The organism is Streptomyces sp. CBMA29, assembly GCF_014596445.1.
Taxonomy (GTDB): Bacteria; Actinomycetota; Actinomycetes; order Streptomycetales; family Streptomycetaceae; genus Actinacidiphila.
Window position 1 is genome coordinate 1 of record NZ_MECL01000253.1, and the last position, 22,290, is coordinate 22,290.

The 22,290-nt window shown below is 69.2% G+C and carries 20 protein-coding genes and 1 pseudogene; 10 read left to right on the plus strand and 11 right to left on the minus strand.

Going from position 1 to position 22,290, the window contains the following annotated elements:
* From BGM09_RS34350 to BGM09_RS34365, 4 genes and pseudogenes are all read right to left on the minus strand, one after another.
* Positions 1 to 1,034 (minus strand): annotated as a pseudogene (locus BGM09_RS34350) (hypothetical protein); the annotation flags it as partial.
* Between the two features lie 153 nt (positions 1,035 to 1,187).
* Positions 1,188 to 1,547: a DUF6113 family protein gene (locus BGM09_RS34355; protein WP_317453004.1), complete on the minus strand. Its 360-nt coding sequence runs from the start codon at positions 1,545 to 1,547 to the stop codon at positions 1,188 to 1,190.
* The gene (gene mshB / locus BGM09_RS34360) at positions 1,544 to 2,455 is read right to left on the minus strand and encodes an N-acetyl-1-D-myo-inositol-2-amino-2-deoxy-alpha-D-glucopyranoside deacetylase (RefSeq protein WP_188285665.1); all 912 of its coding nucleotides are present in this window, start codon (positions 2,453 to 2,455) and stop codon (positions 1,544 to 1,546) included. The genes BGM09_RS34355 and mshB overlap by 4 nt, the downstream gene beginning before the upstream one ends.
* A 67-nt stretch (positions 2,456 to 2,522) precedes the next feature.
* On the minus strand, positions 2,523 to 2,717 hold the full coding sequence (locus BGM09_RS34365) for a hypothetical protein (protein WP_188285666.1): 195 nt from the start codon (positions 2,715 to 2,717) through the stop codon (positions 2,523 to 2,525).
* 249 nt (positions 2,718 to 2,966) lie between these two features.
* On the opposite strand from BGM09_RS34365, the gene BGM09_RS34370 reads away from it, so the two are divergent.
* Complete coding sequence (locus tag BGM09_RS34370; protein ID WP_188285667.1) at positions 2,967 to 5,117, plus strand: S9 family peptidase; 2,151 nt, start codon at positions 2,967 to 2,969, stop codon at positions 5,115 to 5,117.
* 19 nt (positions 5,118 to 5,136) lie between these two features.
* Here BGM09_RS34370 and BGM09_RS38670 read toward each other — a convergent pair whose 3' ends face one another.
* Positions 5,137 to 6,501 carry a hypothetical protein gene (locus BGM09_RS38670; RefSeq protein WP_188285668.1) on the minus strand — a complete coding sequence of 455 codons (1,365 nt, stop codon included), beginning with the start codon at positions 6,499 to 6,501 and terminating at the stop codon, positions 5,137 to 5,139.
* 443 nt (positions 6,502 to 6,944) lie between these two features.
* Here BGM09_RS38670 and BGM09_RS34380 point away from each other — a divergent pair, with 443 nt between their 5' ends.
* From BGM09_RS34380 to BGM09_RS34400, 5 genes are all read left to right on the plus strand, one after another.
* Complete coding sequence (locus tag BGM09_RS34380; RefSeq protein WP_223188009.1) at positions 6,945 to 7,979, plus strand: ABC transporter permease; 1,035 nt, start codon at positions 6,945 to 6,947, stop codon at positions 7,977 to 7,979.
* Positions 7,980 to 8,083: 104 nt separating this feature from the next.
* Positions 8,084 to 9,880: an ABC transporter substrate-binding protein gene (locus tag BGM09_RS34385; protein ID WP_223188010.1), complete on the plus strand. Its 1,797-nt coding sequence runs from the start codon at positions 8,084 to 8,086 to the stop codon at positions 9,878 to 9,880.
* Between the two features lie 99 nt (positions 9,881 to 9,979).
* Positions 9,980 to 10,957, plus strand: coding sequence for an ABC transporter permease (locus BGM09_RS34390; protein WP_188285670.1), 978 nt, complete (start codon positions 9,980 to 9,982; stop codon positions 10,955 to 10,957).
* Between the two features lie 10 nt (positions 10,958 to 10,967).
* Positions 10,968 to 12,029, plus strand: a complete 1,062-nt coding sequence (locus BGM09_RS34395; RefSeq protein WP_411158400.1) for an ABC transporter ATP-binding protein — start codon at positions 10,968 to 10,970, stop codon at positions 12,027 to 12,029.
* Between the two features lie 27 nt (positions 12,030 to 12,056).
* The gene (locus BGM09_RS34400; protein WP_188285671.1) at positions 12,057 to 13,190 is read left to right on the plus strand and encodes an ABC transporter ATP-binding protein; all 1,134 of its coding nucleotides are present in this window, start codon (positions 12,057 to 12,059) and stop codon (positions 13,188 to 13,190) included.
* Positions 13,191 to 13,311: 121 nt separating this feature from the next.
* Here BGM09_RS34400 and BGM09_RS34405 read toward each other — a convergent pair whose 3' ends face one another.
* The 5 genes from BGM09_RS34405 to BGM09_RS34425 form a co-directional block, all read right to left on the minus strand.
* Entirely contained in the window at positions 13,312 to 14,364 is a 1,053-nt protein-coding gene (locus BGM09_RS34405) for an ABC transporter ATP-binding protein (protein WP_188285694.1), read from the minus strand.
* A 10-nt stretch (positions 14,365 to 14,374) separates the two neighbouring features.
* Positions 14,375 to 15,400 (minus strand): ABC transporter ATP-binding protein, encoded by a 1,026-nt coding sequence (locus BGM09_RS34410; RefSeq protein ID WP_188285672.1) that lies wholly within the window; start codon positions 15,398 to 15,400, stop codon positions 14,375 to 14,377.
* A gap of 11 nt (positions 15,401 to 15,411) precedes the next feature.
* Positions 15,412 to 16,395 (minus strand): ABC transporter permease, encoded by a 984-nt coding sequence (locus tag BGM09_RS34415; RefSeq protein ID WP_188285673.1) that lies wholly within the window; start codon positions 16,393 to 16,395, stop codon positions 15,412 to 15,414.
* Positions 16,388 to 17,311 carry an ABC transporter permease gene (locus BGM09_RS34420; protein WP_188285674.1) on the minus strand — a complete coding sequence of 308 codons (924 nt, stop codon included), beginning with the start codon at positions 17,309 to 17,311 and terminating at the stop codon, positions 16,388 to 16,390. The genes BGM09_RS34415 and BGM09_RS34420 overlap by 8 nt, the downstream gene beginning before the upstream one ends.
* A 100-nt stretch (positions 17,312 to 17,411) precedes the next feature.
* Entirely contained in the window at positions 17,412 to 19,055 is a 1,644-nt protein-coding gene (locus tag BGM09_RS34425) for an ABC transporter substrate-binding protein (protein ID WP_188285675.1), read from the minus strand.
* A 232-nt stretch (positions 19,056 to 19,287) separates the two neighbouring features.
* Here BGM09_RS34425 and BGM09_RS34430 point away from each other — a divergent pair, with 232 nt between their 5' ends.
* Together BGM09_RS34430 and BGM09_RS34435 are read left to right on the plus strand one after the other, a co-directional pair.
* Positions 19,288 to 20,079, plus strand: a complete 792-nt coding sequence (locus BGM09_RS34430) for a D-Ala-D-Ala carboxypeptidase family metallohydrolase (protein ID WP_317453005.1) — start codon at positions 19,288 to 19,290, stop codon at positions 20,077 to 20,079.
* A gap of 58 nt (positions 20,080 to 20,137) precedes the next feature.
* Entirely contained in the window at positions 20,138 to 20,521 is a 384-nt protein-coding gene (locus BGM09_RS34435) for a VOC family protein (RefSeq protein ID WP_188285676.1), read from the plus strand.
* 19 nt (positions 20,522 to 20,540) lie between these two features.
* On the opposite strand, the gene BGM09_RS34440 is transcribed toward BGM09_RS34435, so the two are convergent.
* Positions 20,541 to 21,512 (minus strand): methyltransferase domain-containing protein, encoded by a 972-nt coding sequence (locus BGM09_RS34440; protein WP_317453006.1) that lies wholly within the window; start codon positions 21,510 to 21,512, stop codon positions 20,541 to 20,543.
* Positions 21,513 to 21,541: 29 nt separating this feature from the next.
* Between BGM09_RS34440 and BGM09_RS34445 the strand changes: the two genes are divergently transcribed.
* Both BGM09_RS34445 and BGM09_RS34450 read left to right on the plus strand, forming a co-directional pair.
* Positions 21,542 to 21,655 (plus strand): DUF397 domain-containing protein, encoded by a 114-nt coding sequence (locus BGM09_RS34445; RefSeq protein WP_188285678.1) that lies wholly within the window; start codon positions 21,542 to 21,544, stop codon positions 21,653 to 21,655.
* A gap of 61 nt (positions 21,656 to 21,716) precedes the next feature.
* Positions 21,717 to 22,268: a DinB family protein gene (locus BGM09_RS34450; protein ID WP_188285679.1), complete on the plus strand. Its 552-nt coding sequence runs from the start codon at positions 21,717 to 21,719 to the stop codon at positions 22,266 to 22,268.
* Positions 22,269 to 22,290 lie beyond the last annotated feature (22 nt).

Genomic DNA, 22,290 nt, shown 5'->3' on the forward strand with positions numbered 1-22,290 from the left:
CCGTCGCCGGGCGTCGGCGGGCGGAAGGCGGAGGGGGCGGACCGGCCGCGCTGGTCGGCGGCGGGCGGCACCTGCATGTGGCCGGTCACCGGGCCCGAGGTCGGCCCCGAGGGCGGCTGGAACTCCGGGAAGGGGCTGCCCGGCCCGTCGGCGGGCGGCGCGTAGGGGGCCGCGGCGGCCTGGGCGCCGTACGGGGTGCTCAGCGGGTCGGGACCCTGCCCCTGTCCGTGCCCCTGGCCCTGGCCCTGATCCTCGGGACGGCCGTACGGGTCGGGTCCGGGGAAGGTGCCCGAGGGCCGCGGCACTCCGGGCGGGAACGCGTCGATGCCGTACGGCGGTTCCGGCTGCGGCTCCGTACCGAATTCCGGGCCGAACTCCCCGGCGAAGAGCGACGGGACACCGGCGGCCGGGGTGTCGTGCGGGCCGCGGGAGGCGGGGGCGCCGCCCTGCGGGGTGCCGACCGGCGGCGGGAGGTACGGCGTGGACGCCGTACCGGACGCGGAGGCCGACGACGGGTACGGGCTGGAACCGGTACGGGAGTCGGAGCCCGCACCGGCACCGGCACCAGGACCGGCGCCCGTACCGGAACCCGCGCCAGCGGCGGGGCCCGGTCCCGGCTGCCCTGCCTGGGACTTGCGCGGCGCGAACCAGTCGCTGGTCTTCTCCGGCTGCGGCTCCGGCTCGCCCGACGCCTCGGCGGCGGCCGGTTCCGCGGCGGGCGCGGGCTCGGGGGCGGGCGGCTCGGGCGCCGGGTTGTTCTCGTCGACCGGCTTGCGGACCACGACCGGCGGGATCGGGCGCGAACCGGGGATGTTGATCCGGATGCGCGTCGTCAGCGTCGTCTCGGTCTTCGGCTCGTCGGCCGGCGGCGGCTCGGGCGCGGCGGCCGGCTCGGGCGTACCGCCCGGTCGCGGACGCTCCTGCGGGTGCAGCGAGGGAAACGGGCGCGAGCCGTACGGCGGAGTGCCCGAGGGGTACGCGGCACCGCCGCGGCCCTGCGGCCCGGACGACGAACTGTCAGTTTCACGACTCAAAGCAGGCTCTCCCGGTTAGCTTCGCCACCCGTCACGGTTCTCCGCGGGCGGCTCGCCGGCGCGCACCACCATACCGACCGGCGTGTAACGACGACCCTGGTCCGGCGGAACGCTCGGTCTCAGCCAACCACGAGCCCGCCCCCGCCCGCCAAGTCAGGCGGTATTCGGCCCGGATGGGGGCAGTTGGGGCAGGGTGGCGCAGATCACGCCTGCCATGGCCCCGCCGAGCAGGTACACATACGGTCCGAGTCCGGCCGCGAACAGGAAGTCACCTTCGGGGCGGGTGGTGCTCAGCAGCATCACGCACACCAGCCAGACCCCGGCGGGCACGACCGCGCCGAGCCGGGTGCGGGTGAGCGTCACACCGCCGTAGAAGACCGCCACGCAGCCCGCGAGACCCAGGAGCAGCCCGCCGGGGAACCAGCCCGCCTGGACGAGCGCCCCGGCCGCCGCGACCAGCGCTCCGAGCACACCGAGGACGACGTACGCGACCACGCGCAGCGGCTGGCTCACCGGGCACCGCCGTCAGCGTCGGAGGCGGCGTCGGAAGCGGAAGCGCTGCCGCCCTCGGCGGGGAAGAGGTCGTCGCCGCGGCCCTCCGTCAGGGCCTCGCCGCGCACCTGCCGGTAGTGCTCGGTGGCGAAGAACGGCTGGCCGAGGTCGTTGGAGAGCGCGAAGAAGGGGCCGTCCACGGCGATCTGGCTGGCGTGCGCGCGCATCGCGGCCGTCTTCTGCCCGGTGAAGTCGGCGCCGTCGACGGTGACGGTGACGAGGTCGTCGTCGACGACACCCGGCACGTCGTCCACGGAGGCGATCCCGCCGAAGGGGAAGTCCTTGCCCGCCGCCGCCAGCCGCGCGAAGCCCGCCTCGACGATCGAGCGCGGGGTGCAGATCTGATAGACCCGCGCGATCCGGTGGCCCCGCTCGGCGGCGAGTTCGTAGCCGCGCAGCGCGACCCGGTGCGCCTGGATGTGGTCGGGGTGGCCGTAGCCGCCGTTGCTGTCGTACGTGACCAGCGCCTGCGGGCGGGTGTCGAGGATCACCTCGGCCAGGTGTCCCGCCGCCTCGTCCAGGTCGGCCCGCCAGAAGCACTCCTCGCGGTCGTTCTGCGAGACGCCCATCATCCCGGAGTCGCGGTAGCGGCCCGCGCCGCCGAGGAAGCGGTGGTCGGTGACGCCCAACTCGGCCATCGCGGAGGCGAGTTCACCGATGCGGTACTCGCCGAGGGTGTCGTCGCGGTCGGCGGCCAGGTGCGCCAGCTCGGGCGGGATCACCTCACCCTCTTCACCGAGGGTGCAGGTGACCAGGGTGACAAGGGCGCCCTCGGCCGCGTACTTGGCCATGGTCGCGCCGTTGTTGATCGTCTCGTCGTCCGGGTGGGCGTGGACGAGCAGCAGACGCCGCGCGGGAAGATCGGTCATGAGGGAAGCCTACGGCTCCCCGGCGTACCGCTCTTCCCCGCAGCTCACCGAGCCCGGCACGGGCCGCTCAGAACTTGATGTCCGAGATCATCCCCGCAACGTTGTTGGTGAGGTCTGTGATCTGTGGCGCCCAGGTTGAACTCGCCAGATAGAAACCGAGCAACACACAGGCGATCGCGTGCCCGGCTTTGAGCCCGGAACGGCGGATCAACAGGACGACGACGATCAGCAGCAGCAGCACCGCCGAAATCGAAAGTGCCACAGCGGCTCACCTCCCAGTACGCAGGGTCATGTCAGTTGCCACATGCTTATTACCCACCCACGGCTACTGATCATAACTTTCCGTGCCACCGCATATGTCGGGGCACGGAAGCACATGGGGGCGCATGACCAGATCCAGCCACCGGGCGCGGTCCTCGCGGTGGTGCTCCGGCGCAGGTGGGGAGGTACAGCGGCGGCCGGTCCACGGGAAGAACGGCGAGTGTCGGACGTACGGCCTAGTGTCACGGATATGACGCAGCTCTCATTCCCCCGACAGCACGCCCGTACGCAGCGGTTCACCCTCGGCGCACCGCGCTCCTTCACCGTGTCGCCAGACGGCGGCCGGGTGGTGTTCCTCAGATCCCGCGCAGGGGACGACCCGTCGCATCTGCTGTGGGTGCGTGACCTGCGGGAGGAGGGGTCGGGCGAGGGCGCGGGCACGGAGTACGCGGCGGCCGACCCCGCGGCGCTGCTCGGCGGCGGCCAGGAGGAGCTCTCGGCGGCCGAGCGGGCGCGCAGGGAACGCAGCCGGGAGGGCTCCGCGGGCGTCGTGGGCTACGCGGTGGACGACACGGTGTCGCTGGCCGCCTTCGCGCTCTCCGGGCGGCTGTTCACCGCCGGGCTGCTGCCGGGGGCCGCGGGAGCGCGGGAGTTGACGGTGCCCGGCCCCGTGGTCGATCCGCGGCCCTCGCCGGACGGGCGGTGGGTGGCGTACGCATCGGGCGGCGCGCTGCGGGTCGTGGCGGCCTCGGGCGCGGACGACAGGGCGCTGGCGGAGCCGGACGGCGCGTCGGTCTTCTGGGGGCTGGCGGAGTTCATCGCCGCCGAGGAGATGTCGCGCAGCCGCGGCTTCTGGTGGGCGCCGGACAGCTCCGCGGTGCTCGCCGCGCGGGTGGACGAGTCACCAGTGGGCCGCTGGTGGATCTCCGACCCGGCGCACCCCGAGCGCCCGCCCGCCGAGGTGGCCTACCCGGCCGCGGGTACGGACAACGCGGTGGTGACGCTCGCGCTCCTCGGCCTGGACGGCTCCCGGGTGGACGTGGAGTGGGACCGGGAGCGCTACCCGTATCTGGCGGCCGTCCACTGGTCGGCGGCCGGTCCGCCGGTCCTGCTGGTGCAGGCCCGCCACCAGCGCGAACAGCTCTACCTGAGCGTGGACATCGCGACCGGTACGACGCGGACGCTGCGCACGGAGGAAGATCCAATTTGGCTGGATCTCTTCCCCGGCGTCCCCGCCACCACCGCTGACGGCACCTTGGTGCGGATCGCCGACGAGGGCGACGTACGGGTGCTGATGGTCGGCGACCGGGCGCTGACCGGTCCCGAGTCGCACGTACGGGCGGTGCTGGACGTCGGCGAGCAGGACGTGCTGATCGCCGCGTCCGCAGGCGCCGCCGCGACCGATCCTGAGATCGGCGAGCTGCATGTGCTGCGGGTGAGCGAGCGGGGCGTGGAGCGCGTCTCGACCGAGCCGGGGGTGCACACGGCGACGCGCTCGGGGCGGGTGACGGTGCTGCACTCGGCGACGCCGGACCGTCCGGGGCGCACGGCGCGGGTGCTGCGCGACGGCGAGCGGATCGCGGAGATCGCCTCGTACGCGCAGACGCCGTCGCTGACCGCCAGGGCGCGGCTGACCGAGGCGGGCGAGGACCGCATCCCGGCCGCCGTCCTGCTGCCGAGCGGATATGCCGAGGGCGACGGGCCGTTGCCGGTGCTGCTCGACCCGTACGGCGGCCCGCACGGCCAGCGGGTGCAGGCGGCGCACAACGCGCATGTGGTCTCGCAGTGGTTCGCCGACCAGGGCTTCGCGGTGGTCGTCGCGGACGGCCGCGGCACCCCGGGGCGCTCCCCCGGCTGGGAGAAGGCCATGGCGGACAAGCTGATCGAGGTGTCGCTGACCGACCAGATCGCCGCGCTGCACGCGCTGGCGCGGACGTATCCGCTGGATCTCGGCCGGGTGGCCATCCGCGGCTGGTCGTTCGGCGGCACGCTGGCCGCCGCGGCGGTACTGCGCCGTCCTGACATCTTCCACGCGGGCGTCTCGGGAGCTCCGTTGACCGACCAGTGGCTCTACGACACGCACTACACCGAGCGTTACCTGGGACAGCCCGGCGAGCGGCCGGGCGTGTACGAGGCGAATTCGGTGGTCACGCGGGACGGCGTCACCGAACTCGCCGAGCCCGCCCGGCCGTTGATGATCATCCACGGCCTGGCCGACGACAACGTGATGGTGGCCAACAGCCTGCGGCTGTCCACCGCGCTGCTCGCCGCGGGCCGCCCGCACGAGGTGCTGCCGCTGTCCGGCATCACGCACATGACGCCGCAGGAGCAGGTCGCGGAGAATCTGCTGCTGCTCCAAGTGGACTTCCTGAAGCGGTCCCTGGGCCTGGACAAGCCCTGAGGCCCAGCCGCGCGGGCGGTCAGCGTCCGTCGCCGCCCGGCTCCTGCGGGAAGCCGGGCGGGGGCGGCGGATAGCCCGGCGGGGACTGCGGCGGAAGCTGCGGCGGCGGGCCGAACCCCCCTCCCGCGGGCGGCTGTTGAGGCGGCTGGGAATAAGGGGACACGTGAGGCGGCTGACTCCAGCCGCCGGGAGCGGGCGCGGACCCCGGTGCCGAACCCGGTACGGGCCCCGGCGCGGATCCCGGTACGGACCCCGGCGCGGCGCCGTACCCCTGCGGCGGCGGGCCCCAACCGGGCACCGGGCGCGGGCCGTCCGTACTCCTACCGGGCACCGACAGCAGCACGAGCACCGCCAGTCCCACCACCAACTCGACCACCAGGAAGATCTGCTGACTCTTCTGATACAGCGGCAGGTGGTCGAACTCGAACAGCTCGTGGTAGCTGTTCCAGTTGTCCAGCCCGATGACGCCGTAGAGCACCAGCATGAACCCGAAGGCGACGCCGAGCGCCCTGGCCGCGGCCGACTTCGCGAAGGCGACCCAGGCGACGAGCAGCGCGAAGGCGACCTGTAGCCAGCCCGCGTAGGCGGCCGGCATGCCGAGCAGCGTGGTCAGCGTGCCCTCGCCGGTCAGCAGGTGCTGGTAGAAGTGCGGCGGGTAGTCGTTGGCCGTCGTGTACTTGTGCATGTAGAAGATCTGCCAGCCGGTCCCCTCGATCGCGAGCAGCACCAGCAGCACCCCGGCGGTCACCGCCGCCCCGCGCCGCGGCCCCACCGTCGCGGCGCCGGGCCCGCTCGACGGTGCGGCATCGTACGGCGCGGCATCGTACGGCGCGCTCCCCGGCGGCGCCCCGCCCACTGGCACACCCGCCGCCTGCGCGCCGCCCCGCACCGGGCGCCTGCCCGCCAGGCCGATGACCACGAGCGCGATCCCGCCGAGCGCGAAGGCGATCGCGGTGCTCAGCGCCCGGGTGTGCATCTGCGCCCCGGCGGTCCAGTCCGACCGGAAGATCCACAGACCGGGCAACCGATATCCGAACGCGAAGACCCCGGCGGTCACGAAGGCCCACCCGGCGGCGGGCCGCGCGGACCACACCAGGGCGCCGAGCAGCACCACGAGCAGCACGCCGTCCAGCGCCGCGGTGGCCAGCAAAGCGTGCTGGTAGACCCCGTGGTCGAGGCCGAGCCAGGACCAGAGCGTGTCGTGGAATCCGACGTGCTTGATGTCGCGGACCGTCCAGACGATCTCCACCGCGACGAGAACCGCGCAGATCAGCGCCCCCGCGACGCGCGCTCCCGGCGCCAGTGTCCGCGGTCCGACCGGACCTGGCGGCGTGAAGCCGGACCCCTGTCCGTACGGCGACTGCTGCTGCATACCCTGCTGCATGGCCTTCTCCCCCATGGCCCGGTGTTCCCTCAGATATACCCGTGCCACTTGGGGTAGGAACAGGCGGTTCACGAACCAGGAGGAGACTAAGGGGAGTTGGCGAGTGGCCGGCCGGGGCCGCTTGCGACGCCCGACCGGCCTACGGCACCCGCACGGCCGTACGTTGTTCAGACTGCTACGTCCGTATATCGGAGTTGCGACGGCTAAGTTGCACGCGTGTTAACGCGCTTCGCCTGGATATATCCGATATGCCCGATGTTTTGGATCACTGTCAAGCACGTACGGAGGACGATCTGCAAAATCTTCGCTCAAGATGCCAAACAACAAGCTTTCTTCCCTCCTTCCCCCCTTGACTGAAGGTTGATTCCATTGCGAAAGTCCGCTCAACCCGCGACGCACAACCCCGTCGCGTCGACCAGACTCCTGCTGCGGGGGCAATCGCGATGACGAGTTCCACATCGACCACGGTCACCGAGCCGATCGGTGACCCCGGCGACCCCGGGAAGGAGGGGGCGGCGGCCACGAAGGTGGACCCCGAGTTGATCGGGCGCTCACCGGGCCAGCTCATGTGGCGGCGGTTCAGGCGCGACCGAACCGGTGTCATATCGGCCTATGTGGTCCTGTTCTTCTTCGCGATAGCGATCTTCGCTCCCTTGATCGCCAAGCTGTACGGCAAGAACCCGTACACTCTGTACGGTCAGGACAGCCCGGACCTGCTCAACGAGTTCGGTTACCCCGTCGGGCCCAACGGCGGCATCAGCAGCCACTTCTGGTTCGGCATCGAGCCCAGCCTGGGCCGCGACGTCTTCACCCAGCTCCTCTACGGCATCCGCACCTCGCTGGCGATCAGCATCGCTGTGACGATCATCGTCACCATCACGGCGATCATCCTCGGTGTGGTCGCCGGATACATGGGCGGCAAGACCGACTACTTCATCGGCCGGGCCAGCGACCTGCTGATGGCGTTCCCCGCCCAGCTCTTCTTCGTCGCGTTCATGCCCGTGGTCACCGCGCTGCTGGTCTCCCCCGCCGACGAGACCCCCACCTACATCCGCGTGATCGCGCTGATCGTGGTGCAGTGGTTCCTCGGCTGGATGGGTCTGGCCCGCCTGCTGCGCGGCCAGGTGCTCACGCTTCGGGAGCGTGAGTTCATCGAGGCCGCCCGGGTCACCGGCGCTTCTCCCTGGCGCATCGTCCGCCGGGAGCTGCTGCCCAACCTGGTCACCCCGATCCTGGTGCAGAGCACGCTCATGCTGCCCGGATTCGTGACCGCGGAGGCAGGTCTGTCCTTCCTCGGCGTCGGCCTCGTGGAGCCGACGCCCGACTGGGGACGGATGTTCGCCAGGGCCGGTCAGATCTACCAGAACGACCTCACCTACATGTTCTTCCCGGGTATCGCCATGGTGATCTTCATCGTCGCCTTCAACCTGCTCGGGGACTCGGTCCGGGACGCGTTCGATCCGAAGACCGGACGCTGAGGAAGCACAGCAACAGGGGGTGGCTGCCGCCCCTCTCATCAGGAGAGCCAGGCAGCTAACAGGTAACAACGAACAGGGGTGCATTCACCGCTATGAACCTTTCCATGCGTAGAACCCGGGCTGCGTTGGTGGCGGTCGCCGCCGGTGCGCTGGTTCTCACCGCTTGCAGCAGCGGCGGCGGGGGCGGCAAGGGCGAGAACAACGACGCCAAACAGAAGCAGGACAAGAGCAAGACCCAGCTTCAGTCGCAGATCACCTTCGGTGACGCCGCGGCCTCCACCGGACCGGCGGAGCCGATCGCGGGCGCCGAGCAGGGCGGCACGCTGCACGCTCTGGAGCGCGACAGCTACACGCACCTCGACCCGGGCCAGATCTACGTCAGCAACGAGGGCCAGCTCGCCACCCTGATCCACCGTGGTCTGACCACGTACAAGCTGGACAGCAAGGGCAACTACACCGTCGTCGGCGACCTCGCCACGGACAGCGGTGCGGAGACCGACGGCGGCAAGACCTGGACCTTCAAGCTGAAGGACGGGATCAAGTTCCAGGACGGCACGCCGATCACGGCCACGGACATCCGCTGGAGCGTTGAGCGGCTGTTCGCCCCGTTCGTCACCAACGGCCCGCAGTACCTCCAGCAGTGGCTGGCCAACACCAGCGGCTCGGACTTCCGCAAGCTGCTCCCGGACGGTCCGTACAAGGGCAAGCACCTGCCCGACAGCCTGCTGTCGACGCCGGACGACAAGACCATCGTGTTCCACTTCCCGAACCCGGAGCCCGACGCTCCGTACCTGTTCGCGATGCCGGGCTACTCGGTGGTTGACCACGCGAAGGACACCAAGGAGAAGTACGACAAGGCGCCCGTCGCGTCCGGTCCGTACATGATCAAGTCCTTCGACACCGGCAAGGCCATGACGCTGGTGAAGAACCCCAACTGGGACCCGAAGACGGACTCGGCCCGTCACCAGTACGTCGACACGTACGACATCACGTTCAACCACCAGGCCGAGGACTCCACCAAGCGCCTGATGTCGGACGCCGGTGACAACCAGACGTCGCTGAGCTTCGCGAACGCGGTCGACCCGGACGACACCCCGACCGTGGTGGGCACCCCGTCGATCTACAAGCGCACGGTGGCCGGTTACCAGCCGTTCGTGGGCGAGATCAACTTCAACATGAACAAGATCAAGGACGTCAACATCCGCAAGGCGTTGGCGCTGGCGATCCCGACCAAGCCCGTGTGGCAGGCGCTCGGTGCCTCCTACGGCGCCGAGTACGCGGGCGGCTTCATCAGCCCGACGCTGGCCGGTTACCAGAAGGCCGACCCGCTGGGCAAGGTCGCCAAGCCCGACGGTGACCCGGTCGCGGCCAAGAAGCTGCTGACGGACGCCGGCAAGGTCGGCATGAAGATCACCTACGCGTACATCAACACCACCGCGGGCCAGCAGTACTCCCTGGCGATCGCCAACACGCTGACCCAGGCGGGCTTCAACGTCCAGCGCAAGGAACTGCCGTCGGACACGTACTACGACCTGATCGGCAAGGTCGACAACCCGTACGACATCTACGCCTCCGCGTGGGGTGCCGACTGGCCGTCGACCCTGACGGTGATCCCCCCGGTCATGGACGGCCGGACGATCGCCGACCAGGCGCCGAACTACAGCCACGTGAACGACCCGCACATCAACTCCGAGATCGACCGCATCAAGGCGATCACGGACCCGAAGGAAGCGGCTGACGCCTGGTTCCAGCTCAACACCTACATCGTCACCAAGGTCATCCCCGGTGTCCCGACGGTGTTCTACAAGCAGCTCCAGATCTTCGGCTCGAAGGTGGGCGGCGTTGTCTACAACAACGTCACCTCGGGCATCGACCTGACGAAGCTGTACGTCAAGAAGTAAGCACCCTCGCGGCCTTCGGTGGGGCCGGGCAGCCGCCCGGCCCCACCTGGGGTGCGATCCCACGCCCACCGCCGCCGTCCTCTGAGAGCTGCGACCGCCATGCTTCGATTCCTCGTCCGCCGGACGCTCGGCGCTCTGGTCATTCTTTTGTTCATCAGCGCCTTCACGTTCTTCCTCTTCTTCGCCGTTCCGCACGACCCGGCCCTGCTCTCCTGCGGCAAGAACTGCACGCCGCAGAACATCGAGCTGATCCACCACAATCTGGGTCTCGACCACCCGATTCCGGTCCAGTACTGGAATTACATGGTGCGGATATTCACCGGCCACAGATTCAGTGCGGGAAACTGCCCGGCACCGTGCCTCGGCTACTCCTTCGCCAACAGCGAGCCGGTCTGGCCGACCCTGGTGAACCGCCTGCCCACGACCATCTCGCTCGCCGCGGGCGGCACTGTGGTCTTCCTGATCGTCGGTCTCGGCTCCGGCATGCTGGCCGCCTGGAAGCGCGGCACGTTCATCGACAAGGTCTTCAGCTCCGCGTCGCTGGTTCTCAGCTCGATGCAGATCTACTTCCTCGGCCCGATCGTGCTGGCCCTGCTGGTCTACAACAACCAGATCTTCGACCAGCCCAAGTACGTGCCCATCACGCAGAATCCGGTGGCCTGGTTCAGCGGACTGCTCATTCCGTGGTGTGTGCTGTCGGTCATCTTCACGGCCAACTACACGCGTATGTCGCGCTCGACGATGATCGAACAACTCCAGGAAGAGCATGTGCGCACCGCGCGGGCCAAGGGCATGTCCTCGGCCTACGTCTTCTTCCGCTACGCCTGGCGTGGTTCGCTGATCCCCATCGTGACGATTCTCGGTATCGACCTGGGCGCACTCTTCGGCGGCGCGATCATCACCGAGTACACCTTCCAGCTCGCCGGGCTCGGCCGGCTGGCGGTCGACTCGGTGTCGAAGACGGACCTGCCCATGCTCATGGGCGTGATGCTCTTCAGTGCCACTCTGATCGTTCTGTTCAACATCATCGTGGACGCCGTCTACGCGTTCATCGACCCGCGCGTGCGGCTGTCCTAGGAGAACGTCAGTGACCACCATGACCAAGCCCGAGGAGGGCACGCACAAGGGCGGGTCGGACGCGTTCTTGTCCGTGCGCGACCTGTTCGTCCACTTCTCCACCGAGGACGGCGTCGTCAAGGCCGTCGACGGTCTCTCCTTCGACCTGGAGCGCGGCCAGACGCTGGGCATCGTCGGTGAGTCCGGCTCCGGCAAGTCGGTGACCAACCTGTCGATCCTCGGGCTGCACAATCCGCAGACCACCGAGATCGCCGGGGAGATCATCCTGGACGGCCAGGAGCTGACCGGCGCGAGCAACCGCGCGCTGGAGCGGCTGCGCGGCAACAAGATGGCGATGATCTTCCAGGACCCGCTGACCGCCCTGTCGCCGTACTACACCATCGGCCGACAGATCGCGGAGCCGTATCGGAAGCACCTCGGCGCCAGCAAGCGCGAGGGCCGGGACCGGGCGATCGAGATGCTGGAGAAGGTCGGCATCCCGCAGCCCAAGCAGCGCGTGGACGACTACCCGCACCAGTTCTCCGGCGGTATGCGGCAGCGCGCGATGATCGCGATGTCGCTGGTGTGCAACCCCGACCTGCTGATCGCCGACGAGCCGACCACCGCGCTCGACGTGACCGTGCAGGCCCAGATCCTGGACCTGCTCAAGGACCTCCAGCAGGAGTTCGGCTCCGCGATCATCCTGATCACCCACGACCTCGGTGTGGTCTCCAAGGTCGCCGACGACCTGCTCGTGATGTACGCCGGGCGCGCCGTGGAGCGCGGTTCTGTGCGCGAGATCGTCAAGGAGCCGCAGCACCCGTACACGTGGGGGCTGCTCAGCTCGATGCCACGGCTCAGCGGCAATGTCGACGACCCGCTGACGCCGATTCCGGGCGCTCCGCCGAGTCTGCTCAGGCCGCCGACCGGCTGCCCGTTCCACCCGCGCTGCGAGTTCCCCGCGCTGGTCGGGAGCGACGCCTGCGTCACGTCGCGGCCCGACCTGCCGACTGGTCGCGGTTCCGCGTGCCATCTGACCGCAGAACAGCGGCAGTCCGTATTCATCGAGAAGATTCAGCCCCGGCTGGGCTGACCGGTCACCAGGGGCAGGCATACCACCATGAGCAACGACACCAGCGCTACCGTGACCGACACGGTCCCGGAACAGCGCGACACAAGGCCCGTCGGCGAGAAGCTGCTCGAGGTCAAGGACCTCACCAAGCACTTCCCGATCTACGGCGGCTTTCCGTTCAAGCGCCAAGTGGGCGCCGTCAGGGCCGTGGACGGGGTGGACCTGGCGGTCCACGCCGGCGAGAGCTTCGGCCTGGTGGGCGAGTCGGGCTGCGGCAAGTCGACGACCGGCCGGCTGATCACCCGGCTGCTGGAGCCGACCGCGGGCAGCGTGCTGTACCGGGGCCAGGAGATCGCGCACTCCTCGCGCAAGGACCTGGCGCCGATCAGGTCCGAGATCCAGATGATCTTCCAGGACCCCTACTCGTCGCTGAACCCGCGCCAGACGGTGGGCACCATCATCGGCGGCCCGATGGAGATCAACGGGATCAACCCGCCCGGCGGGCGCGAGAAGCACGTGCGCGAGCTGCTGGAGACCGTCGGTCTCAACCCGGAGCACTACAACCGCTTCCCGCACGAGTTCTCCGGCGGTCAGCGGCAGCGCATCGGCGTGGCACGGGCACTGGCCCTCAAGCCGAAGCTGATCGTGGCGGACGAGCCGGTGTCGGCGCTCGACGTGTCGATCCAGGCCCAGGTCGTCAACCTCCTGCAGAAGGTGCAGGAGGAGATGGGCATCGCGTTCCTGTTCATCGCGCACGACCTGGCGATCGTGCGGCACTTCTCGCAGCGCGTCGCGGTGATGTACCTGGGCAAGATCGTGGAGGTGGGCGACCGCGACTCGATCTACCTGCGCCCGCGCCACCCGTACACCCACGCGCTGCTGTCCGCGGTGCCCGAGGTGGACGTGGACCACGCGGACGACCGCGAGCGCATCCGGCTGGCCGGTGACGTGCCGTCGCCGATCAACCCGCCGTCCGGCTGCCGCTTCCGCACCCGGTGCTGGAAGGCGCAGGACAAGTGCGCGACGGAGGAACCGCCGCTGGTCCAGATCGGCGGGAACACGGACGGGCACCTGACGGCCTGTCACTTCCCCGAAGAGCCGACGATCGCGGCGCGGGACGAGGACATCGTCCTCGACCCCGCACTGGCCTCGATCGAGGAGGCGGCTGACAAGACCCTTTGACCCGGGCTCAGTTCAGCCTCCGCTCGGAAACGGTCCGTACCCGGACACCCCAGCACCACCCGGGTACGGGCCGTCTCGCGTTGTCGGCCCCCGTCGCACGCTCCCGGGCCGCGGCGCGCGGTCAGTCGTTCGGGACGACCTGCTTCTCCTCCGCGAAGTGGCACGCCGAGTCGTGCTCGGCCGGGCCCGCCGTGCCGCGGAAGGCCGGGGGGATCGCCAGCAGCGGCTCTTCCAGGGTGCAGCGCTCCTGGGCCTTCCAGCAGCGGGTGCGGAAGCGGCAGCCGGAGGGCGGGTTGGCCGGGGAGGGCACGTCGCCGGCGAGGATGATCCGCTCCCGGTGCTCGCGCGCGGCCGGGTCAGGGACGGGCACGGCCGAGAGCAGCGCCTGCGTGTACGGGTGCGTGGGGTGCTCGTAGATCGCCTCGTCGCCGCCGATCTCGACGATCTTGCCGAGGTACATCACGCCGACCCGGTCGGAGATGTGCCGGACGATCGACAGGTCGTGCGCGATGAACATGTAGGAGAGGTTGAACTCCTTCTGGAGACTGCCCATCAGGTTGATCACCTGGGCCTGCACCGACACGTCGAGCGCGGAGACCGGTTCGTCGGCCACGATGATCTCGGGGCGCAGCGCCAACCCCCGTGCGATGCCGATGCGTTGCCGCTGGCCGCCGGAGAACTGGTGCGGATACCGGTTGATGTACTCGGGGTTGAGGCCGACGACGTCGAGCAGGTCCTGTACGCGCTTGCGCCGGTCGCCCTTGGGCGCCACCTCGGGGTGGATCTCGTACGGCTCACCGATGATGTCGCCGACCGTCATGCGCGGGTTCAGCGAGGTGTACGGGTCCTGGAACACCATCTGGATGTTGCGCCGGACGGCCTTCAGCGCCCGCCCCGACAGCTTGGTGATGTCGTCGCCCTTGTACAGGATGCGTCCGGCGGTGGGCACTTCGAGGTTCATCAGCAGCCGGGCCACGGTCGACTTGCCGCAGCCGGACTCGCCGACGATGCCAAGCGTCTCGCCGGGGAAGAGGTCGAAGGAGACACCGTCGACGGCCTTGACCGCGCCGATCTGCTTCTTGAACACGATGCCCTGGGTCAGCGGGAAGTGCTTGACCAGGTCGCGTACTTCGAGGATCGGCTCGTGCGCCGCCTTGACCGGGTCCTTGTGCATGACGGGCTGTTCACTCACCGAGCGTCTCCTTCCAGAAGTGGCAGGCGCTCGCCCGGTCGGGGCTCACCCTCGCCAGCGGGGGCACATCGGTGCGGCAGATGTCCTGGGCCATCGGGCAGCGCGGGTTGAAGGCGCAACCGGGCGGAATGTGCAGCAGGTTGGGCGGCAGCCCCTTGATCGCGTACAGCTCCTGGCCCTTCTGGTCCAGCCGCGGAATCGACTGCAACAGGCCCTTGGTGTACGGGTGCGCCGGCCGCTTGTAGATCTCGTGGACCGGCGAGGTCTCCACGATCCGGCCCGCGTACATCACCGCGATCTTGTCGGCCACGTCGGCGACCACACCCAGGTCGTGGGTGATCAGGATCAGGCCCATGTTGAACTCCCGCTGGAGTTCGGCCAGCAGATCCATCACCTGCGCCTGCACCGTCACGTCGAGCGCGGTCGTCGGCTCGTCGGCGATGATCAGCGCGGGTTCCAGGGCCATCGCCATGGCGATCATCACGCGCTGCCGCATACCGCCGGAGAACTGGTGCGGGTACTGCTTGACGCGTTCGGCGGCGGCGGGGATGCGGACCCGTTCCATCAGCTCGACGGCCTTGATCCGCGAGTCCTTCTTCGACATGCCCTGGTGGGTGGTGAACATCTCGCCGAGCTGTTCCCCCACGGTGAGCACGGGGTTGAGCGAGGACAGCGCGTCCTGGAAGACCATCGCCATCTTCGCGCCGCGGACCTTGCGCCGCTCCTCGCCGACCATCGTCAGCAGGTTCTTGCCCTGGAAGACGATCTCGCCCTTGGTGATGAAGCCGGGCGGCGAGTCGAGGATGCCCATGATGGCCTGCGCTGTCACGGACTTGCCGGAGCCGGACTCGCCGAGCACGGCCAGCGTCTCGCCCTCGGCCACCGAGTACGTGACGCCGTTGACCGCCTTGGCGACCCCGTCCCTGGTACGGAATTCGACGTGCAGATCGTGGACGTCCAGCAGGTTGCCGCTGGGCGGGGCGCTGGTGTGTTCCGCGGCCAGGTACTCGGTGCTCATGTACGGGCTCCTCAGCGCAGCTTGGGGTCGAGGGCGTCGCGCACCGCGTCGCCGAGCATGATGAAGGCCAGCACGGTGATGCTCAGCGCGCCCGCGGGCCACAGCAGCATGTGCGGCGCGTTGCGGATCTGCGAGGACGCGTCGGAGATGTCGATGCCCCAGGAGACGGTGGGCGGTTTGAGGCCCACGCCGAGGTAGGACAAGGTCGCCTCCAGCGCGATGTACGTACCCAGCGCGATGGTGCCGACGACGATGACCGGCGCGACGGCGTTGGGCGTGATGTGCCGCAGCAGGATGCGGGAGTTGCCCGCGCCCAGCGCCCGCGCGGCCTGCACGTAGTCGTTCTCCCGCGAGGTGATCACCGAGCCGCGGGCGATACGGGCGATCTGCGGCCAGCCGAGCAGCACCATGAAGCCGATGACCGGCCAGACGGTGCTGTTGGTGACCACGGACAGGAAGACCAGGCCGCCGAGGATGACCGGGATGCCGAAGAAGATGTCGCTGATCCGGGAGAGGACCGCGTCCCACCAGCCGCCGAAGAACCCGGCGAGGCCGCCGAGGACGCTGCCGAGGAGGACCACGCCCAGGGTCGCGCAGACGCCGACGGTGACCGAGGCGCGGGCGCCGTAGACCACCCGGGTGTAGACGTCGCGGCCCTGCTGGTCGTAGCCGAAGGGGTGGCCGGGGCTCGCGCCCTGCTGGGCCTTGGACAGGTCGGCCTTCAGCGGGTCCTGGGTGGCGATCAGTCCTGGCCAGATCGAGATGATCACCAGGAAGAGGATGATCAGCGCGGCGATGATGAAGATGGGGTTGCGCCGCAGGTCGCGCCAGGCGTCCGACCACAGGCTGCGCGGCTTCTCCGCGGGGTCGCCGCCGTCGTGTCCCGGCCCCTTCTCCAGAGACCCGGCCTCTTCCGCCGCCAGGTCGAAGCCGCCGCCGGAGCCCGCGGCCGAGACGGCCTGGCCGGGGTCGAGAGGGTTGCTCTGTTCAGGCATAACGAATCCTCGGGTCCAGGACCGCGTACAGCAGGTCGACTAGCAGATTCGCCAGCAGGAAGACCAGCACCAGGATCGTCACGAAGCCGACCACCGTCGGCGAGTTGTTGCGCAGGATGCCCTGGTAGAGCTGGAAGCCGACGCCGTGGATGTTGAAGATGCGCTCGGTGACGATCGCGCCTCCCATCAGACCGCCGATGTCGGTGCCGATGAAGGTGACCACCGGGATCAGCGAGTTGCGCAGCAGGTGCCGGAAGATCACCTTGCTGCGGGGCAGGCCCTTGGCGACGGCGGTGCGCAGATAGTCGGCGCGGGTGTTCTCGGCGATCGAGGTACGGGTCAGCCGGGTGACGTACGCGAGCGAGACCAGGGCGAGGACCAGGCCCGGCAGGATCAGTTCGTTGAACGGCGCGCTGGGCGAGACCGAGGGGCTGACCCAGCCGAGCTTCACGCCGAACAGGTACTGGAGCACGTAGCCGGTCACGAACGTGGGCACCGAGATGACGACCAGGGTCAGCAGCAGCACCCCGGTGTCGATCGGCTTGCCGCGCCGCATGCCGGTGATCACGCCGAGCAGGATGCCGATGATGATCTCGAAGATGATGGCGACGATGGTGAGCCGGATGGTGACCGGGAAGGCGCTGCCCATCAGGGAGGTGACGGACTGCCCGTTGAAGGCGGTGCCGAAGTCGCCGCGGAAGATGTTCCCCATGTAGAGCAGGTACTGCTTCCACAGCGGGTCGTTCAGGTGCAGGTCCGAGCGGATCTGGGCGGCGGTGGCGGGGTCCGGCGCGCGGTCGCCGAAGAGCGCGGCGACCGGGTCGCCGAGCGCGTAGACCATGAGGAAGATCAGGAATGTGCTGCCGATGAACACCGGGATCATCTGGAGCAGCCGCCGGATCACATAGCGTCCCATGCGGTGCCTTCCGAAGGGCCTTCCGGGCAGTGACGGGGGGTGGCGGGAAGCGGAGCGGCCGGAGGCCGCACCGGGTCACCGGTGCGGCCTCCGGCGGACGTCACTTGACCTTGATCTCGTTGTAGACCGGGACGCTGAACGGGTTCAGCTCGACGTTGCTGATCTTGTCGGAGTAGCCGGCGCTGCCGTTCTGGTACCAGAGCGGGATCGAGGGCATGTCCTTGACGAGCTGGCGTTCGGCGTCCTGGAACAGGCCGACCGCCTTGGCGGTGTCGGTCTCGGCATTGGCCTCGTTGACCAGCTTGTCGAAGTTGGCGTTGCTGTAGTGCGAGTCGTTGGACGACGCGTTGGTGTAGTACAGCGGCTGGAGGAAGTTCTGGATCAGCGGGTAGTCCATCTGCCAGCCGGCCCGGAACGGGTTGTCCATCTGCTTGTTGACGATCTTGTTGCGGAAGTCGGCGAAGGTGCCGGTGGGGGCGCCGACGCACGCCTTGTTGTTGCCCAGCACGTTGTTGATGCTGTTGCAGACCGCGTCGACCCACTCCTTGTGGGAGCCGGTGTCCGCGTTGTAGCCGATGGTGATGCTGCCGCCCGGCAGGCCGCCGCCCTCCTGGATGAGCGCCTTGGCCTTGGCCGCGTCGTACGTGCACTCGGCGCCGCACAGGCCGGCCTTGTAGCCACCGGACGCGCCGAGCACCGGGGAGGTCCAGTCGGTGGCCGGGGTGCGGGTGTTCTGGAAGATCTGCTGGGTGATCTGCGGGCGGTTGATCGCCATCGACAGGCCCTGCCGGACCTTCGCGGAGTTCGCGGACGACCAGCGCGAGTTGTACAGCGGGAAGGAGAGGGTCTGGATGATGCCGGCGGGCTGGTTGATGTACCGGTCGCCGAGGTCGCTCTTGACGTTCTTGAGCTGCGAGGCCGGGATGTCGTCGACCAGGTCCAGGTTGCCCGCCTGGAGGTCGGTGTACGCGGTGTTGTTGTCGGTGTAGACCCGCAGGTCGACGCCGTCGTTCTGGGCCGGGTCCGGGCCCTTGTAGCCGTCCCACTTGCGCAGGCTCATCTGGGAGCCCTTGGTGTACGACTGAATGGTGTAGGGGCCGTTGCCGACGGGCTTGGACAGCCAGGCGGCGTGGTTGTCGAAGAACGTCTTCGGCAGCGGGTAGTACGCCGAGTACCCGAGGGTGTCGGGGAAGGTGGAGAACTTCTGGTTGAGCTTCACCTTGAACTCGGTGTCGCTGACCTTGGTCAGGCCGGACATCGTGGTGGCGGAGGACTTGGCGCCCGCGGCGTCCGGGTGCACCTTGTCGTACCCGTCGATGTACTGGAAGAAGTACGCGTTGATCTGGGCGTTCTTCAGCAGCGCGCCGTAGTTCCAGGCGTTGATGAAGGAGTCGGAGGTGACCTTCTCGCCGTTGCTGAAGGTCCAGCCCGACTTGATCTTGACGTCGAAGTTCTGCGAGTCGGTGGTGGTGATCGAGTCGGCGATCATGTCGGTCGCCTTGCCGGTCTTTGGGTCGTACTTCTTCAGACCGCGGAAGACCATGTCGAGCACCTTGCCGCCCTGCACCTCATTGGTGTTGGCGGGCTCCAGCGGGTTCTGCGGGTCGCCCCAGGAAGCGCGCACGACACCGGAGCCGCTACCGCCGCCCCCACCGCTGTTGTTGCTGCTGCTGCCGCAGGCGGCGGCTGCCAGGGCGACGGCCGTCGCACAGACGGCCCACTTCAAGCGCGTGGCTCCGCGCATCGCGTGCCTCCTCATGGATCACAAATGACACTTAGTCACCCATGACACCGCAATAGAGCCAAAGTCGCACTTCTACTACTCCGTGTCGGCATGTCCAATGCGTTGGCCATTGCGCTACGCACTGTCAGAAAGCCGTGTCACGGCACGCATGAAGTGACCTGTCCGCGTCAAGAATGGAGACGGACGCGCCCGCTCGGCCGTCCGGTCCCGTTCCCCACGAAGGAGCTGTCCCGTGAGCGACGCGCGCCCCACCCACGCCGCCCCGTCCCGCCCGCTCGACCGCCGCACCCTGCTGCGCTACGGCACCGGCACGCTGGCGGGCGCCGGCCTCGCCACCGCGGCGGGCATCGGCCTCGCCCCGGCCGCCGCCGCGTACGGCTGGCCCGCCTCACTCCAGCAGGGGTCGAGCGGCGCCGCCGTCACCGAACTCCAGATCCGTATCGCGGGCTGGGCCGCCGACTCCGCCTCCCACACCTACGTCGGGGTGGACGGCTCCTTCGGACCGGGTACGTACGCGGCCCTGCGCCGCTACCAGGCCGCGTACGGCCTCGGCGTGGACGGGGTGGCGGGACCGCAGACCTTCGCCTCGCTGAACGCCCTGGAGTCCTCCGACGGCTCCACCGCGCACTTCGACTTCTCGGAGTTCTTCAGCCACGACGGCCAGGGCTTCAACGGCGGCAAGGTCGCCGCGGCCACGGTCAAGGAGAACGTGCGGCGGCTGATGTACAAGCTGGAGGCCGTCCGCAAGAAGATCGGCAACAAGCCGATGAACGTCAACTCCGGCTTCCGCAGCGTCGCCTACAACACCAGCATCTACGGCTACGCCACCAACTCCCAGCACCAGTACGGCATCGCGGCCGACATCGCCGCCTCCGGCGTCGCCACCAAGACGCTCTACCAGACCGCCGAGCGCAGCGGCTTCTCCGGCCTGGAGTCCTACGCCAACTCCTGGCAGCACATGGACAGCCGCGTCGAGCACGCCTACGGCGCCCAGGCGTGGTGGTGGGAGAGCGGCACGGTCTGAGTCCTGTCCGGGCGGATACCCGGTGGCGCGCGGGGGTCGGATCGGGGAGGCTCGGGACATGGTTTCGGTAGTGCAGAATGTGGCGATCGACTGTGCGGACGCGTACGAGCTGGCCCGCTTCTGGAGCGGGGTCACCGGGCGTCCGCTGGACCCGGAGGACGGCCCCGGCGACCCGGAGGTGCAAGTCCTGCTCGCCGAAGGCCCGGTGCTGCACTTCAACCAGGTGCCGGAGCCGAAGACGGTCAAGAACCGTATCCACCTCTGTCTGCGCCCCGAGACCTCCCGCGAGCAGGAGGTCGAGCGGCTGCTGGCGCTCGGCGCCACCTTCGTCGCCGACCGCCGCAACCCCGACGGCACCGGCTGGGCCGTCCTCGCCGACCCCGAGGGCAACGAGATGTGCGTCCTGCGCAGCGACTCCGACCGCGCCGCCACGCCGTCGTGACCGTCGCCCGGTGACGGGTTCAGCCAGTCGGCAGATTCCACGAAACACCCCTGGGATCTCCGTGCCAGACCCGCTGATTGCTCGGCGTGATGGTGATGCCGAATTCCTCCCGGGCCGGTCGCCCGGCGGGGAACAGCGACGCGAGTGCTTCTACGGTGTTCCACAGGCGGCGCGGACCGGTCTGCCGGACGTGGCCGTTCGTGTGGGCGCTGACGGTGGAACCGTCCTCGGTCCAGAGCCCCACACCGGTCACTTCGCCGTCGTCGGACCGCCATGAGCATGAGCTGTAGCCCGGCAGGGCGAGGGACAGGGGGAACCTCCACCGTTCGAGCACGTCCGCCACGGGCAGGGCGGTGGTTTCCGGAGCCTGGTCACGGGCCCTGTCGAAATCCGGACCCTTGCCGGGGACGCGGCGCGGCATGAACAGCGCGGGCCGTGGGAGGAAGCGCCCTTCGGCGTAGCCCTGACCGCTGACGGTCGCCCGGATCACCCCGAGGCCGATCGGGGCGACGATCACGGCGCTGTCGGCTGCCTGGTCCATCAGCGCGGCGGGGACGGACCGCAGAGCGGCCGTGGCGATGAACCGCGAGTACGGGGCGCGGGGCGGGTACCCGTCGGCTCCGTCTCCGGCAATGAGCGTGGGGTGGGATGCGAGCTCGGCGAGGCGGCCCCGGGCAAGGCGCACGAGATCGGGGTCCACGTCCACGCTGGCCACGTTGTCGGCCCCGAGACGGTGCGCGAGCAGCGCCGCGTTGTATCCGGTGCCGGTTCCAAGTTCGAACACGTTGTCACCGGGTCCGGCGTCGAGCGCGTCCAGCATGGTCAGCATGAGGCCGGGTTCACTTGATGACGACGTGGGGACGCCGCTCGAGTCCAACTGCGTCATCAGCGCGGTGTCGGAGTAGACCGCCTGTAGATAGTCGTCGTCCGACGCCGTGACGGGTGACCACGTGCCCCGCTCGCCCTGGCGGTAGAAGAACGGCACGAACACCTCGGAGGTAGTCGGCGTGCGCGGTAGCGATGGGTAAGCCGGTCCGGGACTCCAAGGACCCACAGGGTGCCGTCCTGGTCTTCCCCGCTGTCGCTTGGGCGGCCTTCGTCGCTGACCTGAAGGCGGACCGCTTCGCGGTCTGACAGCACGCGCGCGGCGGCGGCCCGGCCGCGTTGTCGTACCCCTTGGCTAAAGTCTGCGGGCATGACCGAGTTCAGTGCGGAGACATGGCCGGAGCCGCCGCTCGCCGGGAGCGAGGCGGCGGCTGTCGTCGGGGCGCTCGAACGGCAGCGGGCCACGGTGGAGTGGAAGTGTTCGGGGCTGGACGCGGCGGGGATGCGGGTGACGGTCGGGGCGTCGAGCGTCACGTTGGGCGGGCTGCTCAAGCATCTGGCGCATGTGGAGGACAGCCACTTCGCCCGGCTGTGGCTGGACTCGCCCGTGGGCGCCCCGTGGGACGCGGTGGACTGGGACAACGACGCCGACTGGGACTACCGGACGGCCGCCGAGGACAGCCCCGAGGAACTGCTGGCGCTGTGGCGGGCGTCGGTCGCCCGTTCCAGGGCCGTGGTCGACAAGGCGCTCGCCGGGGGCGGCCTGGACCAGCTCGGGGCGTACACCACCCGCGACGGCGAACACCCCAATCTGCGCCGGATTCTCCTGGACCTCGTCGAGGAGTACGCCCGGCACGCGGGGCACGCCGATCTCATCCGGGAGTCCGTCGACGGCCTGGCGGGCGAGGACCCGCCGAGATGAGAGCGGGCGGCCGACGTCATGG

What these genes read in the sequence shown, in the direction of transcription:
- mshB (WP_188285665.1), bottom strand. Translation starts at nt 2,455, where the DNA reads ATGACCGATCTTCCCGCGCGGCGTCTGCTGCTCGTCCACGCCCACCCG.
- BGM09_RS34370 (WP_188285667.1), top strand. Translation starts at nt 2,967, where the DNA reads ATGACGCAGCTCTCATTCCCCCGACAGCACGCCCGTACGCAGCGGTTC.
- BGM09_RS38670 (WP_188285668.1), bottom strand. Translation starts at nt 6,501, where the DNA reads ATGCAGCAGGGTATGCAGCAGCAGTCGCCGTACGGACAGGGGTCCGGC.
- BGM09_RS34380 (WP_223188009.1), top strand. Translation starts at nt 6,945, where the DNA reads ATGACGAGTTCCACATCGACCACGGTCACCGAGCCGATCGGTGACCCC.
- BGM09_RS34385 (WP_223188010.1), top strand. Translation starts at nt 8,084, where the DNA reads ATGCGTAGAACCCGGGCTGCGTTGGTGGCGGTCGCCGCCGGTGCGCTG.
- BGM09_RS34390 (WP_188285670.1), top strand. Translation starts at nt 9,980, where the DNA reads ATGCTTCGATTCCTCGTCCGCCGGACGCTCGGCGCTCTGGTCATTCTT.
- BGM09_RS34400 (WP_188285671.1), top strand. Translation starts at nt 12,057, where the DNA reads ATGAGCAACGACACCAGCGCTACCGTGACCGACACGGTCCCGGAACAG.
- BGM09_RS34405 (WP_188285694.1), bottom strand. Translation starts at nt 14,364, where the DNA reads ATGCACAAGGACCCGGTCAAGGCGGCGCACGAGCCGATCCTCGAAGTA.
- BGM09_RS34410 (WP_188285672.1), bottom strand. Translation starts at nt 15,400, where the DNA reads ATGAGCACCGAGTACCTGGCCGCGGAACACACCAGCGCCCCGCCCAGC.
- BGM09_RS34415 (WP_188285673.1), bottom strand. Translation starts at nt 16,395, where the DNA reads ATGCCTGAACAGAGCAACCCTCTCGACCCCGGCCAGGCCGTCTCGGCC.
- BGM09_RS34420 (WP_188285674.1), bottom strand. Translation starts at nt 17,311, where the DNA reads ATGGGACGCTATGTGATCCGGCGGCTGCTCCAGATGATCCCGGTGTTC.
- BGM09_RS34425 (WP_188285675.1), bottom strand. Translation starts at nt 19,055, where the DNA reads ATGCGCGGAGCCACGCGCTTGAAGTGGGCCGTCTGTGCGACGGCCGTC.
- BGM09_RS34435 (WP_188285676.1), top strand. Translation starts at nt 20,138, where the DNA reads ATGGTTTCGGTAGTGCAGAATGTGGCGATCGACTGTGCGGACGCGTAC.
- BGM09_RS34445 (WP_188285678.1), top strand. Translation starts at nt 21,542, where the DNA reads ATGGGTAAGCCGGTCCGGGACTCCAAGGACCCACAGGGTGCCGTCCTG.
- BGM09_RS34450 (WP_188285679.1), top strand. Translation starts at nt 21,717, where the DNA reads ATGACCGAGTTCAGTGCGGAGACATGGCCGGAGCCGCCGCTCGCCGGG.